This window comes from Streptomyces sp. NTH33 (assembly GCF_003236365.1).
In the GTDB taxonomy this organism is placed as follows: domain Bacteria; phylum Actinomycetota; class Actinomycetes; order Streptomycetales; family Streptomycetaceae; genus Streptomyces.
Genome location: NZ_POTZ01000121.1, coordinates 1 through 16,098 on the forward strand (window position 1 = coordinate 1; position 16,098 = coordinate 16,098).

Annotated in this window: 14 protein-coding genes; 8 read left to right on the forward strand and 6 right to left on the reverse strand. The window is 72.9% G+C overall.

The genetic code is table 11. The annotated features are described in order from the left end of the window. A partial coding sequence (locus C1I97_RS14510) for a PfkB family carbohydrate kinase (RefSeq protein WP_181446728.1) occupies positions 1-413 on the forward strand: 413 nt, incomplete at its 5' end. A gap of 28 nt (positions 414-441) precedes the next feature. On the opposite strand, the gene C1I97_RS14515 is transcribed toward C1I97_RS14510, so the two are convergent. Then, entirely contained in the window at positions 442-840 is a 399-nt protein-coding gene (locus C1I97_RS14515) for an ATP-binding protein (RefSeq protein ID WP_111003632.1), read from the reverse strand. A gap of 54 nt (positions 841-894) precedes the next feature. On the opposite strand from C1I97_RS14515, the gene solA reads away from it, so the two are divergent. Further along, entirely contained in the window at positions 895-2,043 is a 1,149-nt protein-coding gene (solA, locus tag C1I97_RS14520; RefSeq protein WP_111003633.1) for an N-methyl-L-tryptophan oxidase, read from the forward strand. 25 nt (positions 2,044-2,068) lie between these two features. On the opposite strand, the gene C1I97_RS41450 is transcribed toward solA, so the two are convergent. Next, positions 2,069-2,938 carry a hypothetical protein gene (locus tag C1I97_RS41450; protein WP_258382565.1) on the reverse strand — a complete coding sequence of 290 codons (870 nt, stop codon included), beginning with the start codon at positions 2,936-2,938 and terminating at the stop codon, positions 2,069-2,071. A gap of 110 nt (positions 2,939-3,048) precedes the next feature. Between C1I97_RS41450 and C1I97_RS14535 the strand changes: the two genes are divergently transcribed. Continuing rightward, positions 3,049-3,639, forward strand: a complete 591-nt coding sequence (locus C1I97_RS14535; protein ID WP_111003635.1) for a hemerythrin domain-containing protein — start codon at positions 3,049-3,051, stop codon at positions 3,637-3,639. A 263-nt stretch (positions 3,640-3,902) separates the two neighbouring features. Here the strand turns inward: C1I97_RS14535 and C1I97_RS14540 are convergent, their stop codons facing one another. After that, positions 3,903-5,825, reverse strand: a complete 1,923-nt coding sequence (locus tag C1I97_RS14540) for an ABC transporter ATP-binding protein (protein ID WP_111003641.1) — start codon at positions 5,823-5,825, stop codon at positions 3,903-3,905. Between the two features lie 156 nt (positions 5,826-5,981). Here C1I97_RS14540 and C1I97_RS14545 point away from each other — a divergent pair, with 156 nt between their 5' ends. The 4 genes from C1I97_RS14545 to C1I97_RS14560 all read left to right on the forward strand — a co-directional run bounded on the left by C1I97_RS14545 (position 5,982) and on the right by C1I97_RS14560 (position 12,003). After that, positions 5,982-8,201, forward strand: coding sequence for an NADP-dependent isocitrate dehydrogenase (locus C1I97_RS14545; RefSeq protein ID WP_111003636.1), 2,220 nt, complete (start codon positions 5,982-5,984; stop codon positions 8,199-8,201). Positions 8,202-8,607: 406 nt separating this feature from the next. Continuing rightward, the gene (locus tag C1I97_RS14550; RefSeq protein ID WP_111003637.1) at positions 8,608-9,978 is read left to right on the forward strand and encodes a bifunctional o-acetylhomoserine/o-acetylserine sulfhydrylase; all 1,371 of its coding nucleotides are present in this window, start codon (positions 8,608-8,610) and stop codon (positions 9,976-9,978) included. Positions 9,979-9,986: 8 nt separating this feature from the next. Next, complete coding sequence (metX, locus tag C1I97_RS14555; RefSeq protein ID WP_441349116.1) at positions 9,987-11,132, forward strand: homoserine O-acetyltransferase MetX; 1,146 nt, start codon at positions 9,987-9,989, stop codon at positions 11,130-11,132. A 121-nt stretch (positions 11,133-11,253) separates the two neighbouring features. After that, entirely contained in the window at positions 11,254-12,003 is a 750-nt protein-coding gene (locus tag C1I97_RS14560; protein ID WP_111003638.1) for an N-formylglutamate amidohydrolase, read from the forward strand. Between the two features lie 15 nt (positions 12,004-12,018). Here the strand turns inward: C1I97_RS14560 and C1I97_RS14565 are convergent, their stop codons facing one another. The 3 genes from C1I97_RS14565 to C1I97_RS14575 all read right to left on the reverse strand — a co-directional run bounded on the left by C1I97_RS14565 (position 12,019) and on the right by C1I97_RS14575 (position 14,617). Beyond that, the gene (locus C1I97_RS14565; RefSeq protein ID WP_111003643.1) at positions 12,019-12,483 is read right to left on the reverse strand and encodes a hypothetical protein; all 465 of its coding nucleotides are present in this window, start codon (positions 12,481-12,483) and stop codon (positions 12,019-12,021) included. A 62-nt stretch (positions 12,484-12,545) separates the two neighbouring features. Beyond that, positions 12,546-13,121, reverse strand: a complete 576-nt coding sequence (locus C1I97_RS14570) for an RNA polymerase sigma factor (protein ID WP_111003639.1) — start codon at positions 13,119-13,121, stop codon at positions 12,546-12,548. A 59-nt stretch (positions 13,122-13,180) separates the two neighbouring features. Next, positions 13,181-14,617 (reverse strand): S8/S53 family peptidase, encoded by a 1,437-nt coding sequence (locus C1I97_RS14575; protein ID WP_111003640.1) that lies wholly within the window; start codon positions 14,615-14,617, stop codon positions 13,181-13,183. Between the two features lie 121 nt (positions 14,618-14,738). On the opposite strand from C1I97_RS14575, the gene C1I97_RS14580 reads away from it, so the two are divergent. Beyond that, a partial coding sequence (locus tag C1I97_RS14580; protein ID WP_369008358.1) for a tetratricopeptide repeat protein occupies positions 14,739-16,098 on the forward strand: 1,360 nt, incomplete at its 3' end.

A 16,098-nucleotide genomic window follows, 5' to 3' on the forward strand; every position in this document is an offset into this window, starting at 1 on the left:
CCGCCGTCGAGGGCGCCGTCCCGCCCCGCCATGTCGACGTGCTGGTCCCCAACCGCACCGAGCTGGCGGCCCTCGCCGGCACCTCGGTGCCGAGGACGATCGACGAGGTCGTCGCCGCCGCGGGCAAACTGAGCGGAGCGGGCGCGGTCGTCGTCACCCTCGGCGGGGACGGCGTGCTGCTCGTGGAGGGCACCTCGCGGCTGCACATCCCGGCCTTCACGGTCGAGCCGGTGGACACCACGGCGGCCGGTGACTGCTTCTGCGGCGCGCTGGCCGTCGCGCTGGCCGAGGGCCGCACCCTGGAGCAGGCCGCCCGCTGGGCCTGCGCCGCGGCGGCCCTCAGCACCACCCGCGCCGGCGCCCAGCCCTCCCTGCCCCGCCGCGACGAGGTGGAGGCCTTCCTCGAGCGCTGATGTGGATCGAGCCGCGTAGGAAACCGCCCTACCGCTCCGCCGACCCGGCCGGCCGTGCGCTCTCCGCCCAGGCCGTCTTGCCGCCCGGACGGTGCAGTTCGCAGCTCCAGGCGTCGGCGAGTGAGGCGACGGGGAACAGGCCCCGTCCGGACTCACCGTCCGCGTCGACGTCCACTGTCGGCACGGGCGAACGGTCGCCTCGCGCGTCGGTGACCTCGATCCGCAGGGTGGTGGGCGTCAGGGTGAGGGCGAGGCGCGCGTTCCTGCGCCGCATCCGGCCGTGCAGGGCGGCGTTCGCGGTCAGTTCGGTGATGAGGAGCGAGACTGTGGCCGCGCTGTCGTCGTCGGCGGCCTCCAGCCGTCCCTGCTGCGCGGCGAGCCGGCGCTCGGCGGCATGGCGTGCGGTGCGCGCGGTGGTGGGAAACACGGTGCGGAAGTAGCCTGCGACGGCGGTTGGTTCACCGGGTGCTCAGGGGTAGGTATGGACGTGATCGTGGTCGGCCTGGGGGCGATGGGCAGTGCCGCAGTCCACCAACTCGCGCGGCGCGGGGTCGACGTGCTGGGCATCGACCGCCACAGCCCGCCGCACACCTTCGGTTCCAGCCACGGCGAGACACGGATCACCCGCCGGCTGACTCTGGAAGGCACTGAGTACGCGTCGCTGGCGGTGCGCTCCCACGAGTGGTGGCGACGCATCGAGGCGGAGACCGGTGCATCGGTGCTCACCGCGTGCGGCGTATTGAACCTGGCCGACCAGGCCGCCGACGCGGGGGCGTTCGCCGTCCACGAGCGGGCCGCGGCCGCTTACGGCATCGACTACGAGCTGCTGGACGCCGCCGCGCTGCGGGACCGCTTTCCGCAGTTCCGCGTGGAGGACACCCGCGTGGGCCTGCTGGAGCCCGGCGGCGGCTTCGTCCGCCCCGAGGCCGCGATCAGCGCCCAACTGGAGCTGGCAGAGCGGTACGGCGCGCAGCTGCACCGCGGGGAGCGGGTCCTCGCGGTCGAGGCCGCGGCGTCGGCCGTCACCGTCCGCACCGACGCGGCCACGTACACGGCCGACCAGGTCGTGCTGTGTGCGGGAGGCTGGCTGGCGGGCCTGCTCGACGATCCCGGCCTCGCCCGGCTCTTCGGTGTTTACCGCCAGGTCCTGCACTGGTTCGGGATCGAGGGCTCCAGGCAGGACTTCACCCCAGGGCGTTTCCCCACCTTCATCTGGGACGGGGTGAGCCAGGCGGATGAGTACTTCTACGGCTTCCCCTCCGTTGACGGCGCGACGGTCAAGGTGGCCACCGGACAGCTCGACCACCGCACCCCCGACCCGGACACGCTCGATCGCACCGTCGCCCCGGACGAGGCGGCCGGCTTCCACCAGGCCATGATCAGCGGTCGGCTGCCGGGGGTGTCCGCTCGCGTCGCGCGCTCACAGGTGTGCATGTACACCGTCACACCGGACGAAGCGTTCGTCATCGACCGCCTGCCGGGCCGTGAGCGCGTGCTGGTCGCCTCCCCCTGCTCCGGCCACGGCTTCAAACACTCCGCGGCGATCGGCGAGGCGCTCGCCGAACTGGTCACGGACGGCGCCACCACCCTCGACCTCACACCTTTCGCGCTCGGCCGCTTCACCCGGTAGGCCGGCATGGCGGCGGGAGAACGGCCTACAGCATTTCCTCGCCCAGCAGGCAGGCACCGAAGCGCGCCGCCCGTTCTTCCAGTTCCGTGTAGGCCATGGCGGTCGGCGCGGCCTCCCAGGTGGCGAACGCGAGCACGGAGACCGCCTCGCTGCGCGTCATCCTTTTCTCCCACGGCACGCCGGCAGCAACCCACCGCTCGGTGAGCTGGGCGTCGGACGGTCTCGAGGTCTCCTGGTCGATGCCGGAGCGGACGTCGGCGACGCCCTCGCACCAGGCACGGTGGCCTGTGGCCAGGAGGTTTTGCAGCGTGTCCCGGTTGCTCAGGTCCTGGGCGCGGGCGGCGAGGTCGAGCAGCAGGGCAGCGGGGTCGGTGTCCATGGTCGTCTCCTTCATCCACTGCAGGGGCCGCATGTCGGGCCGGGGACGGGCTGCCGGGCCTTCACTTGTGGCCGCGCAGGAAGGCGGGGACTTCCTCGCGGGTGGGTAGTTCGGCAGGGGTGCCGACTTGTCTTGAAGGAACGCGGTGACGACGGCGGCGGCTCGGTCGTTGCTGTCGTCCAGGCCGTTCCACATGTGATGCCCGACCCCGGGCATGTACTGCGTGCGCTGGATGGCGGGGTCATGGGCAAGGATGGTGGTCTCCCATTGGCGAACCTGGGAGGAACACTCGGCGATCATCAGCATGGCGGGCGTCTTCGAGCGCCTCAGTTGCGGGGCGATGGAAGGTGAGTCCTTCACCGTCTGCTGGATGCGGAGGCTGGCGGCGGGACTGAAGGAGAAGTTCTGTGGCGTGTCTTCGGGCGGGATGCGGTGTGCGTCGCGCGCGCAGTAGGCGGACGCGGTGTCGCTGCCGAGGTCGGCGGCCGTGGACGTCAGGGCGGCCGTGCCGGGCACGGTCAGGTGCTCGCGATCAGCCGGGGCCGGCCTGCGGTTTGCCCTGCTTTGCCGGGGTTACTCCGCAGGAGAAACCCACCATTGGCCAATCTGGACAGGAGGGCAGCGCCATGAGCAGTGCGACGACAGAACGCGAGGAAGCCGCGAGGCTTCCGGAAGGCGACGTGGTCCGTGTCCTGCTGGAGCAGCATGCCCAGATCCGTGACCTGTTCGACCGGGTCAACAGCTCGCAGGGCGAGCAGAAGAAGCAGAAGTTCGATGAGCTGAGGGTCCTGCTGGCGGTGCACGAGACCGCCGAAGAGATGATCTTGCGGCCCACCGCGAAGAAGACCGCCGGCGAGGCCGAGGCCGAGGCCCGTAACCATGAGGAGGAGGAGGCCACCAAGGTCCTCGCCGAGCTGGAAAAGATGGACGTGAGCAGTGCGGAGTTCGATGCGAAGTTCGCCGCCTTCGAGCGCTCCGTGATCGACCATGCCGAGCACGAGGAGCGGGAGGAGTTCCCTCCGGTGCGTCAGGGCTGCGACGAGGACCAGCTCAAGCGCATGGGCAGCCGACTGCAGACGGCCGAGAAGATGGCACCGACCCACCCGCACCCCACCGCGGCAGGATCGCCGGCCGCCCAGTGGATGACCGGCCCCTTCGCCTCCATGGTCGACCGGGTGAAGGACGCGATCACCACTGGATCCGCGGGTGGCCGCTGACACGGCGAGGCGGAGCGGGCCGGTGGTTCCGTGACCGCGTGCGCGTCCTGCGGCTTGCCGGCCGCTCCGGGACGGCGTACATGGTCTCGCGGCCGATCGGCAGGCGGCGCCGGTCGCGGCGGCCCTACCGGCCCGGGCCGGTAGGAGCTGCCGGCCCGAGCGGCCGTGTGCGGGTCGTCGGCTCAGTGCGGCGCGGCGGCGCTCACGGCCGGCCGCCCTCACGGTGAGCGAGGGCGGCGGCCATCCGTACCCTCCGGTGTCGCCTACGCCACCGCCTCCCCGGTGGCCGCCATGGTTCCCCGTACCTCGCCGGTGTCATGCGCCTCCTCCGGCCGCTGCTCGAACTGCGTGCGGTACAGCTCCGCGTACCGGCCGTCCGCGGCGAGGAGTTCCTCGTGCGTGCCGCGTTCGACGATCCGGCCCTCCTCGACGACCAGGATGAGGTCCGCGGCGCGGACCGTGGACAGGCGGTGGGCGATCACGACCGCGGTGCGGCCCTCCAGGGCCTCGGTCAGCGCCTCCTGCACGGCCGCCTCCGAGGTGTTGTCGAGGTGGGCGGTCGCCTCGTCGAGGATGACGACCCGCTGGCGGGCCAGCAGCAGCCGGGCGATGGTCATGCGCTGGCGTTCGCCGCCGGAGAGGCGGTAGCCGCGCTCGCCGACGACCGTGTCGAGGCCGTCGGGCAGGGAGCGGACGAGGTCGTCGAGGCGGGCGCGGCGCAGGGCGTCCCACAGTTCCCCGTCGGTCGCCGAGGGGCGGGCCAGGAGGAGGTTGGCGCGGACCGAGTCGTGGAAGAGGTGGCCGTCCTGGGTGACCATGCCGAGGGTTGCCCGCAGGGAGGCGAAGGTCAGGTCGCGTACGTCGACGCCGCCGACGCGCACGGCGCCCTCGTCGACGTCGTACAGGCGGGGCAGCAGCCCGGCGATCGTCGACTTGCCGGCGCCGGAGGAGCCGACGAGGGCGACGGTCTCGCCGGGCTCGGCGCGGAAGGAGACGCCGTGCAGGACCTCGGCGCCGCCGCGGGTGTCCAGGCTCGCGACCTCCTCCAGGGAGGCGAGGGAGACCTTGTCGGCGGACGGGTAGCCGAAGCGGACGCCGTCGAACTCGACCGCGACCGGGCCGTCCGGCACCTCGCGGGCGTCCGGCTTCTCCTTGATCAGCGGCTCGAGGTCCAGCACCTCGAAGACGCGCTCGAAGCTGACCAGGGCGCTCATCACCTCCACACGCGCCCCGGCGAGCGACGTGAGCGGCGCGTACAGCCGGGTCAGGAGGAGGGCCAGCGAGACGACCGCGCCCGGCTCCAGGGTGCCGCGCAGGGCGAAGAAGCCGCCGAGACCGTAGACCAGGGCCAGGGCCAGGGACGACACCAGGGTCAGCGCGGTGATGAACGCGGACTGCGCGGTCGCCGTACGGATGCCGATGTCCCGCACCCGGCGGGCGCGTGCCGCGAACTCCTCCGACTCCTGATCGGGGCGGCCGAAGAGCTTGACCAGGGTGGCGCCGGGGGCGGAGAAGCGCTCGGTCATGCGCGTGCCCATCGCCGCGTTCAGCGTGGCCGCCTCCCGCTGCATGCGCGCCATGCGGCTGCCCATCCGGCGGGCGGGCACCACGAACACCGGCAGCAGCACCAGCGCGAGCAGCGTGATCTGCCAGGAGAGGGTGAGCATGACGGCGAGGGTGAGCAGGAGGGTGACCACGTTGCTCACCACGCCGGACAGGGTGTTGCTGAAGGCCCGCTGGGCGCCGATGACGTCGTTGTTGAGGCGGGAGACGAGCGCTCCGGTACGCGTGCGCGTGAAGAACGCGACCGGCATCCGCTGCACGTGGTCGAACACGGCCGTGCGCAGGTCGAGGATCAGTCCCTCGCCGAGCGTGGCCGACAGGCGTCTGCCGAGGATGCCGAACGCCGCCTCGGCCATCGCGATCAACGCGATGAGCAGGGCCAGCCGTACGACCGTGTCCCGGTCGCCCCGCGACACGATCGTGTCGACGACACGGCCGGCGAGCACCGGGGTCGCCACGGCCAGCAGGGCGGTCACCACCCCCAGGGCGACGAACAGCGCGATACGGCGGCGGTGGGGGCGGGCGAACGCGCCGATGCGGCGCAGCGTCGCGCGGGCGAGCGGACGGCGCTCCTGCTGGGCGGTCATGACGCTGTGCAGCTGCGTCCAGGCGGTGGTCTCCATGCTCATAGGACAGAACCTAGGACCTCGAGCAACCTTGAGGTCAAGGCTTCGCCTCCGCGGCCGCTCTCCCGCCCGGGACAGGCCCCTGTCGAGTCGCGGGCGCTCACGGGATATCTTGATGTCGAGTAATGTTGCAGACGTGGAGCGGAGCACCCGGTGACTGACTCGACCATTATCTACACCCACACTGACGAGGCCCCGGCCCTGGCGACGTATTCCTTCCTGCCGGTGGTCAAGGCCTACGCGGCTCAGGCGGGTGTCGCTGTGGAGACCCGCGACATCTCGCTGGCCGGGCGCATCATCGCCGTGTTCCCTGAGTACCTGAACGAGGACCAGCGGATCCCGGACGCGCTGTCGGAGCTGGGCGAGCTCGCCAAGACGCCCGAGGCCAACATCATCAAGCTGCCGAACATCTCGGCGTCGATCCCGCAGCTGAAGGCCGCGATCGCCGAGCTGCGGGGCCAGGGCTACGCGCTGCCGGACTACCCGGACGACCCGAAGACCGACGAGGAGCGGGAGATCCGCGCCCGTTACGACAAGGTCAAGGGCTCCGCGGTGAACCCGGTGCTGCGCGAGGGCAACTCCGACCGCCGCGCCCCCGCCTCGGTGAAGAACTACGCCAAGAACCACCCGCACCGCATGGGCGCCTGGACCTCCGAGTCCAAGACCAATGTGGCGACGATGGGCGTCGACGACTTCTGCTCCACCGAGAAGTCCGCCGTCATCGCCGAGGACGGCGCCCTGCGCATCGAGCTCAAGGGCGACGACGGCTCCACCACCGTGCTGCGCGAGTCCGTGCCCGTCCTCGCGGGCGAGGTCGTCGACGCCTCCGTGATGCGCGTCGCCGCGCTGCGCGAGTTCCTGACCGCGCAGGTCGCCCGCGCCAAGCAGGAGGGCGTGCTGTTCTCCGTGCACCTGAAGGCCACGATGATGAAGGTCTCCGACCCGATCATCTTCGGTCACGTGGTGCGCGCCTTCTTCCCGAAGACGTTCGCGCAGTACGGCGAGGCGCTCGCCGCGGCCGGCCTGACCCCGAACGACGGTCTGGGCGGCATCTTCAAGGGCCTTCAGTCCCTGCCGGAGGGCGCCGAGATCAAGGCCTCCTTCGACGCCGAGCTCGCCGAGGGCCCGGAGCTGGCGATGGTCGACTCCGACAAGGGCATCACCAACCTGCACGTGCCCTCCGACGTGATCGTCGACGCCTCCATGCCTGCCATGATCCGCACCTCCGGCCACATGTGGGGCCCGGACGGCCAGGAGCACGACACCCTCGCGGTCATCCCGGACTCCTCCTACGCCGGTGTCTACCAGGCCGTCATCGAGGACTGCCGCGCCCACGGCGCCTACGACCCCTCCACCATGGGCTCGGTCCCGAACGTCGGCCTGATGGCGCAGAAGGCCGAGGAGTACGGCAGCCACGACAAGACCTTCGAGATCCCGGTCACCGGCACGGTCCGTCTCGTCGACCAGGCCGGCAACGCCCTGATCGAGCAGACGGTCTCGGCCGGCGACATCTTCCGCGCCTGCCAGACCAAGGACGCCCCGATCAGGGACTGGGTGAAGCTGGCCGTCACCCGCGCCCGCGCCACCGGCGACCCGGCCGTGTTCTGGCTGGACGAGGACCGCGCCCACGACGCCAACCTGATCGCCAAGGTCGAGCAGTACCTGCCGGAGCACGACACCGAGGGCCTGGACATCAAGATCCTGTCCCCGGTGGAGGCGACGAAGCTGTCGGTGGAGCGCATCCGCCGCGGTGAGAACACGATCTCCGTCACCGGCAACGTGCTGCGCGACTACCTCACCGACCTGTTCCCGATCCTGGAGCTGGGCACCAGCGCCAAGATGCTGTCGGTGGTCCCGCTGATGGCGGGCGGCGGCCTGTTCGAGACGGGTGCCGGCGGCTCCGCGCCCAAGCACGTGCAGCAGCTGGTCAAGGAGAACTACCTGCGCTGGGACTCCCTGGGCGAGTTCTTCGCCCTGGTGCCGTCCCTGGAGCAGTACGCCAAGACCACCGGCAACGCGCGCGCCCAGGTCCTCGCCGACACCCTCGACCGGGCCACGGCGACGTTCCTGAACGAGAACAAGTCCCCGACCCGTCGCGTCGGCGGCATCGACAACCGCGGCAGCCACTTCTACCTGTCCCTGTACTGGGCGCAGGAGCTGGCCCGGCAGACCGACGACGCCGACCTGGCCAAGGCCTTCGCGCCGCTCGCCGAGACGCTCGCCGCGAACGAGCAGCGCATCGTCGACGAGCTGATCGCCGTCCAGGGCAAGCCGGCCGAGATCGGCGGCTACTACCAGCCCGACGCGGCCAAGGCCGCCGAGGTCATGCGCCCGTCGGCCACCTGGAACGAGGCCCTGGCCTTCCTGAGCTGACCCGGGTGACCGCCCGGGCCTGACGCCCGGGAGTTCGACGCTCCTTCGCCCCTCCGCCCCGACCGGCACCCCGCCGGCCGGGGCGGATCCGTTTGTGACGGCTGTGTGTCGTATCCCACCCGGCCCTGGCACTTCGCGGCGCATACGCTTACCCTGGGTCGCATGATCATGCTAGTGACCCGCCGCCACGTCGACTACGGACGTGTCACCAGCATGGGTTGTCGCCTCGCCGTCTGATGTCCCCGCGAGCCGACGTTCCCGCGAGCCGGTGTCCCGTTCCCGCTCGCCGTTCTTCCCTCCCCCTAGGTACGCGCTCACGCATGCCCCGGGAACGTCCCCGCGGTGCACAGCGCCCGACACCCGGCCCATAGCATCCGGTATCACCGCACTTCGTACGAGGAGCACCATGAGCGACCCCACCCAGCCCGTCGACGCCGTCACCGCCGGCCGCACGCCCGACGAGGCGCCCGCCGGGCCCGACACCTCCGCCTGGTCGTTCGAGACCAGGCAGGTGCACGCCGGGGCCGCGCCCGACCCGGTGACCGGCGCGCGGGCGACGCCGATCTACCAGACCACGTCGTTCGCCTTCCGGGACACGCAGCACGCCGCCGACCTGTTCTCGCTCGCCGAGCCCGGCAACATCTACACCCGCATCCACAACCCCACCCAGGACGTCCTCGAGCAGCGGATCGCGGCGCTCGAGGGCGGAGTCGCCGCGGTGGCGCTGTCCTCCGGGCAGGCCGCGGAGACGCTCGCGCTGCTGACCGTCGCGCGCGCCGGCGACCACGTCGTGTCCAGTGCGTCGCTGTACGGCGGCACGTACAACCTGTTCCGGCACACCCTGCCGAAGTTCGGCATCGAGGTGTCGTTCGTGGAGGACCCGGACGACCTGGACGCCTGGCGGGCGGCGATCCGGCCGAACACCAAGGCGCTGTTCGCGGAGTCGCTGGGCAATCCGCGCGGCAACGTGCTGGACGTGCGGGCGGTCGCCGACGTGGCGCACGCGGCGGGCGTGCCGCTGATCGTGGACAACACGGTGGCGACGCCCTACCTGCTGCGCCCCCTCGAGCACGGCGCGGACGTCGTGGTGCACTCGGCGACCAAGTTCCTCGGCGGGCACGGCACCACGCTCGCGGGCGTCGTGGTGGACGGCGGCACCTTCGACTTCGGCGCGCACGCCGACCGCTTCCCGGACTTCACCGAGCCCGACCCCAGCTACCACGGCCTGCGCTACTGGCCGGCGCTCGGGCCGGGCGCGTTCGCCGCCAAGCTGCGCGTGCAGCTGCTGCGCGACCTGGGGCCGGCGCTGTCCCCGCACTCGGCGTTCCTGCTGCTGCAGGGCGTGGAGACGCTGAGCCTGCGCATGGAGCGGCACTCCGCCAACGCGCAGGCCCTCGCGGAGTGGCTGGAGCAGCGCGACGAGGTCTCGGTGGTCCACTACGCGGGACTTCCCTCCAGCCCCTGGTACGAGGCGGCGTGCACCTACCTGCCGCGCGGTGCAGGGGCGGTGGTCTCCTTCGAGCTGCGCGACGGGGTCGAGGCGGGCAAGCGGTTCGTGGACGGGGTGGAGCTGTTCAGTCACCTCGCCAACATCGGCGACGTACGGAGCCTGATCATCCACCCGGCGTCCACCACGCACAGCCAGCTGGACGAGGAGCAGCTGGCGGCGACCGGGACCGCGCCGGGCCTGGTGCGGCTGTCGGTCGGCATCGAGAGCCTCGCCGACCTCAAGGCCGATCTGGAGGCCGGCTTCCGCGCGTCCAAGGCGGCGTCCTGAACACCGTGATCACCCACGCGGACCCGCTCCCCCACCCGCCGGCCTCCGGGGCCTGGCGGGAGGGGGACCCGCCGGGGCGCCGCCGGTGGCACGGCCTGCGCCGACCGCTGCCGCTGGAAGCGGGGGGCGAACTTCCGGGCGTACGGCTGGCGTTCGAGACGTGGGGCCGCCTGGCCCCGGACGCCTCCAACGCGGTGCTGGTGCTGCACGCGCTCACCGGTGACAGTCACGTCACCGGGCCGGCCGGGCCCGGTCATCCCACGGCGGGCTGGTGGGAGGAGCTGGTCGGGCCGGGCCGGGCGCTGGACACCGACCGGTGGTTCGTCGTCGCGCCGAACGTGCTGGGCGGCTGCCAGGGCAGCACGGGACCGGCCTCGCCGCGGCCCGACGGGGCGCGGTGCTGGGGCGGGGCCTTCCCGTTCGTGACCCAGCGGGACCAGGTGGCGGCCGAGCGGGACCTGGCGGACGCGCTGGGCATCGAGCGGTGGGCCCTGGTGGTCGGCGGCTCGATGGGCGGGATGCGGGCCCTGGAGTGGGCGGTGTCGTACCCGGAGCACACCGGTGCCCTGCTGCTGCTCGCCACGACGGCGGCGGCGAGCGCGGAGCAGATCGCCTGGGCGAGCGTCCAGCTGCACGCCATCCGCAGCGACCCGCACTGGCGCGGCGGCGACTACCACGACACCGGTTCCGGACCGCACGCCGGTCTGGGTCTGGCCCGCCGTCTCGCCCACGTCACCTACCGCAGCGAGGCCGAGCTCCAGCTCCGTTTCGGCCGCGCCCCGCAGAGCGCGGAGCACCCGTGGCGCGGCGGCCGCTACCAGGTGGAGTCCTACCTCGACCACCACGCGGGCAAGCTGGTACGGCGGTTCGACGCGGCCAGCTACGTCGTCCTGGTCGAGGCGATGAACGCCCACGACGCCGGCCGTGCCCGGGGCGGTGTGCGCGCCGCCCTGCGCCGGGTGACCGCCCCCACGCTGGTGGGCGGGGTCGACTCCGACCGTCTCTACCCGCTCGCCCAGCAGGCGGAGCTGGCCGCCGGCATCCCGGGTGCCGACCGTCTCCGGGTGATCGAGTCGTCGTGCGGCCACGACGGCTTCCTCGTGGAGACGGAGCAGGTGGGGCGGTTGGTCCGGGAGCTGCTGGGGACGGGCTGAACCGTGTTGTCAGTGGTGTGCGGCATGATCGAGGCGTCATGTCCTTCACGACCTCAGGAGCCCTTCCGCGCCCGACACCGCACCGTCCTTCGCACTCCTCCCCGGCGCCGACGACTCCCCCGTGATCCTGCACGTGCCGCACTCGGCGCGGGAGATACCGGCCGACGTGCGGGCGGGGATCGTGCTGGACGACGGGGCGCTGGAGCGGGAGCTGGACCACATCACCGACTCGCACACCGCGCGGATCGCCGAAGTGGCGGCGGAGCTGGCCGGCCTGACGCCGTGGCGGTTCGTCAACCGGCTGTCGCGGCTGGTGGTGGATCCGGAGCGGTTCCCGGACGAGCGGGAGGAGATGCTCGCCGTCGGGATGGGCGCGGTGTACACGCGCACCACGCACCGGGACGTGCTGCGGGCGGCGGACACCGACCCCGAACCGCTGATCGAGCGGTACTTCCGGCCGTACGCCGAGGCCATGACCAAGGCCGTCGCGGACCGGCTGGCCGCGACCGGGCGGGCCGTGATCATCGATGTGCACTCCTACCCGAGCGCCGCGCTGCCCTACGAGCTGCACGGCGAGGGTCCCCGGCCTCCCGTGTGCCTGGGCACCGACGCCTTCCACACGCCGCCCGAGCTGACCGGGCTCGCCCGCAGGGCGTTCGAGCGGTGCGGGGAGACGGGGCTGGACAGCCCGTTCAAGGGCGCCTACGTCCCCCTGGAGTTCTACGAGAGCGACGCCCGCGTCGGCGCCCTGATGGTGGAGATACGCCGGGACACCTACATGACCGAGCCGGGCGGTCCCGCGGGCCCCGGGCTGGACCGGCTCGCCGAGGCGCTGGCCGCTGTCGTCGACGCCGTCCCGGCCGGCCGGTGAGGCGTGCCGGAGCGGTCACGCCCGCAGCCACTCCGTGACCACGGCCTCCCCGCCCGCGCGCAGCCGCAGCGCGAACGGGCCGGAGGGCGGTGCGTCGCCGGTGAAGCGGCCGAGGTCGTCGGCGGTGAGCGCGGCGCCCGCCTGCGGGCCGCCCAGCACCTCGATGCGGGCCGGCTGCGGCGGCAGCACCTGTCCCATCAGCCCGTCCCCGGTGACCTCGACGTCCACGGTCAGGTCACCGGCCTGGAAGGTCAGCATCCGCGGCGTGTCCGTCGCCCCCCTGACCGGGATGGCGTCGACGAGCGAGTCGAAGGTCAGCTCGGCGATGCGGACGTCCAGGTCGTGCAACGCGTAGGCGTCGACGGCCAGTTGGAGCAGGTGGTCCGGGACGGGGTCGAGAATGGCCGCGGCCTGCCGCAACTCCTGCTCCAGCGGGCCGTCGTCCAACCGACTGTCGTCCAACCGGCTTTCGGCCTGCAGCCCCGCGTCCGGCTCGTCGTCGTACGAGCCCTCCCGGCGGTCCTTGGGGTCGCTCACGTCGCTCACACTGTCCCCCGTGCGTCGAGTCGTGCGCGCAGGCGCCGCAGACAGCGCTGGCGCAGAGGTCCGATACTGCCCACGGCGACCCCCAGCGCCGCGGACACCTCCTGGTAGCTGGGCGGCGGCGAGGCGATCAGCACGCGCAGCAACTGGCGGCAGCGATCGCCGAGTTTCTCGAACTCCTGCCACAGCCGGCGGATCCGCTCGCTCTGCGCGGCGGCCTCCTCGGAGTCGAGCAGCGACTGCTCCGGCGTGCTCTCCTCGCTCACCCGGTCCAGCAGCTGCGGATCGTCCGTCACCGTCAGCCGGCTCAGGCTCCGCAGCGTCTTCAGGCACTCGTTGCGCGCGGTGCTCGCCAGCCACGAGCCCGCCTTGTCGGGTTCCCGGATCCGCCCCAGGTGCTGGGCGAAACGGAACCAGACGGTCTGGTACACCTCGTGTCCGTCGGCGTCGGAGAGCCGGTGCGCCCGCACGACGGACCACACCAGCGGGCTGAGCCCCTCCACCAGCGTCTTCCAGGCCGCCGCGTCGCCGTCGACGGCGGACCGGACGAGCACGCCGACATCTGCGCGTTCCACTGCCTCACCCCTCGGATACGGCATGTCATGGTACGCCGCGGAGGGAACGGTTCCGGCCCTCATGTCGTCGGAGCGATCGGGACGACGGGGACGGGGCGCCAGGTGGGCGGGCGCAGCGCCGGCACGTGCGCCCCGCGCACTTCGGCGTACTCGGTGTTGGCCTGGAGCAGTTGACGCCGGGCCGCACGCGGGTCGCGCTCCTTGTGCGCCGTCATGTGGGCGGCGACCATGCCGGCGGCGACGGGGGTGGCGAAGGAGGTTCCGCTCCAGTGTGCGTACCCCTCGAACATCACCTGGTCCGGCTTGGCGGAGGGGGTCTGCTGTCCCTCGCTGAGCACGCCGGTGTGGCGCGGGGACTGGCAGGTGCAGGCGTAGCCGAAGCCGTACCGGCAGATGTCGTAGGTGGAGTGCTGGTAGACGTACGGCACGGGCGCCTCGAAGCCGGTGAGCACGCTGGTCAGCCGCTCGCCGGGGGCGTACGCCTTCACCCAGGCGCCGTGGTTGCTGAAGCAGGCGCCGTGTTCGCCGTCGCCGCGCAGGGCGCCGACGGACAGGACGGAGCCGGCGTATTCGGGCAGGTCGGCGTAGGCGGCGGGCCAGAACGGGGTGGCGCTGCCGTTGTTGCCGGCGGCCGCCACGAGGAGGGTGCCCCGGGCGCGCAGTTCCCGCATGAAGGCGTCGACGCCGAGCAGTCCGTCGGTGCGGCCGTTGGAGGTGCCGGCGGACAGACTGATGATGTCGGGCCAGCCGCCGGCGTCGACGGCCTCGAAGAGCTTGTGCCCGAAGTCGGCCTCCAGGATGGCCCCGGCGTCGTTGAGGGTGCCGCGCACGGTGATGTCGGTGTTGGGTGCGACGGCCGCGACCAGCCCCGCGATGAACGTGCCGTGGCCGACGTACTGCCGCAGGACTCCGGTGTCGTCGGTCTCCTGCACCTGGGCGTCGCCCTGGACGTGGGCCAGCAGCGGGACCGAGCGGTAGTCGTGCATGAGGCCGGTGTCGACGACGAGGACGCCGACGGCGGTCTCCGCGTCGTAGGCGGTCTCGGCGGGCGCAGGGTTGGTGCCCTGGGCGAGCGGGGCGGGCACGGGCTCGTCGCCGGGGCAGGCGTTGACCGCGATGGACACCACGTGGTTGCGGCTGACCAGCCGCCGTCCGGCCCGGCCCTCGTGCGCGCGCAGGGCGCGCAGCGCGTCTGCGACGGCGCGGTCGCCGCCGCGGTCGCCGTGGCCCGGGTCGCCGACCTGGATGCGGGTGATGCCGGTGCGGTTGGTCTCGGGGCCCGCCCGGCGCACGCGGTCGGCGGTCAGACCGGGTGCCTGGGTGAAGTGCGTGCGGACGGTGTCCTCGACGAGGCGGGCCTCCTCGCCGTCGCGGGCGAGGACGACGCCCTTCTCGTAGAAGAACTCGGCCGAGTCGTCCGGGCCCATCGCCAGCGGCACGTCCGGCATCGAGCGCTGGATCTGTTCGAACTGCTCGCGGAATCGCTGAGGTGCCATGGCGTGTCCTCCCGTTGGTGCGGTGGTTCGTCAGTCAGAGCCGCGTGGAGCCCTCTTGATACAGCGTCAGGCCCGCCCGACGCGGTTACAGGGGCACCACCGGGCCACTACCATCCGACGCGTGACAGCCGGAAGTGCCTCGGTCCTCGAACTGCTGCCCATGGTGTTCGCCGCCCCCGGTGAGGCCCTGGCTCGGGCCCGAGGGCTGCTCGACGCCGGTCCGCCGCCGCTGCACGGCTCCGTCGCCCACCAGGTGATCGGCATCTGGCAGCGGGACTTCGGCGACCTGCGCCTGGCGCTGCGGCATCTGCGGCGGGCCCGGGACCTGGCGGCGCGGGCGGACTCGGCCGAGCGGGAGGCCGACGTCCTGGCCACGCTCGGGGTCGCGTTGGTGCACGCGGGGCGCACGCGGCAGGGGCTGGCGGCCTTCGAGCGCGGGGTCGCGCGCGGGACGGGACACACCCGGGCGCGGGTGCTGTACCGGCGGGCGTACGTGTGGTGGGTGCTGGGCCGGCATCGCGAGGCGCTGGAGGACGTACGGCGGGCGATTCCCGTACTGCGGCAGGCCGGTGACGTGATCTGGACGGCGCGGGCGCTGACGCTGCGGGCCACCGTGCACCTGGCGCTGGGCGCGGTGGAGCGGGCGGACGCCGACTTCACCGCGGCCCAGGCGCTGTGGGACACCACCGGCCAGGAGCACGACAAGGCCGACGCCGTGGAGAGCCGGGGCCTGGCGGCGTTCCGGCAGGGCGACATCCCGGCGGCGCTGCGGCTGCTGGACGAGGCCGAGGAGCGGTACGCCGAGCTCGGCACGCCCACGTTCATGCTCGACATCCGGCGCTGCGAGGTGCTGATGGCGGCCGGGCTCGCCCCCGAGGCACTGGCCGGGGCGGACGCGGCGATCGCCGAACTGGACGGCATCGGCGGCCAGTCGACCCGCAAGGCGGAGCTGCTGCTGGCCGCGGCGCGGGCCGCGCGGCTGGCGGACGACCCGCACACGGCGATCGCGCGCGCCGCGGCGGCCGTACGGCTGTTCGCCGGGCAGCAGCGCGCCTGGTGGGAGGCGCACGCCCGGCTGGTGCTGATCGAGGCGCGGGCCGCCACCGGGCGCCGCTCGGGGCGGCTGGTCGCGGACGCGGCCGCGCTGGCCGAGCGGCTGGCCTCCTCCGGCTCGCCGGCCGCGCCGGAGGCATCGCTGCTGGCGGGGCGGATCGCGCTCGCCCTGGGCCGGCCGGCGGACGCCGAGAGGCATCTGGCGGTCGCCGCGCGCAGCCGGCACGTCGGGCCGCCGCTCGCCCGGATGACGGGGTGGGCCGCGCAGGCGCTGCGGGCCCGGGCGGCCGGCTCGGGGCGGGGCGTGCTGGAGGCGTGCCGACGCGGGCTGGACGTGCTCGACGACCACCGGATGACGCTGGGCGCCTCGGAGCTGCGCGCCCGGGCCACCGCGCAGGGCGCCGAACTGGCCGCGCTCGCCCAGGAGG

What these genes read in the sequence shown, in the direction of transcription:
- C1I97_RS14535 (WP_111003635.1), top strand. Translation starts at nt 3,049, where the DNA reads ATGAGCAGTGCGACGACAGAACGCGAGGAAGCCGCGAGGCTTCCGGAA.
- C1I97_RS14575 (WP_111003640.1), bottom strand. Translation starts at nt 14,617, where the DNA reads ATGGCACCTCAGCGATTCCGCGAGCAGTTCGAACAGATCCAGCGCTCG.
- C1I97_RS14540 (WP_111003641.1), bottom strand. Translation starts at nt 5,825, where the DNA reads ATGGAGACCACCGCCTGGACGCAGCTGCACAGCGTCATGACCGCCCAG.
- solA (WP_111003633.1), top strand. Translation starts at nt 895, where the DNA reads ATGGACGTGATCGTGGTCGGCCTGGGGGCGATGGGCAGTGCCGCAGTC.
- C1I97_RS14550 (WP_111003637.1), top strand. Translation starts at nt 8,608, where the DNA reads ATGAGCGACCCCACCCAGCCCGTCGACGCCGTCACCGCCGGCCGCACG.